The 249-nt window shown below is 64.3% G+C and carries 1 pseudogene; it reads left to right on the top strand.

From position 1 onward, the window contains the following. Positions 1–249 (top strand): annotated as a pseudogene (locus C1X29_RS30175) (thiolase); the annotation flags it as partial.

Raw genomic sequence — 249 nt, 5'->3', positions numbered from 1 at the left:
CCTTCAAGACCGCGGGGCCGCTGGCCTTCAAGGAGGCCGGCATCGCCCACAAGGACGTCGACCATCTCATGATCTACGACGCCTTTGCGCATCTGCCGCTGTTCGGCCTCGGCGACCTCGGCTTCATGCCGCACGAGGAGACCGGCAAGTTCATCGCTGACGGCAACACGCGGCCCGGGGCTAAGCTGCCGCTCAACACCAATGGCGGTGGCCTCTCCTACATGCATTCGGGCATGTACGGCATGTACG

It is taken from the genome of Pseudomonas sp. GW456-12-10-14-LB2 (assembly GCF_002884345.1).
GTDB lineage: Bacteria > Pseudomonadota > Gammaproteobacteria > Pseudomonadales > Pseudomonadaceae > Aquipseudomonas > Aquipseudomonas paraglycinae.
The sequence above is the reverse complement of the archived record's forward strand: the minus strand, read 5'-3'. Positions and strand labels throughout refer to the sequence as shown.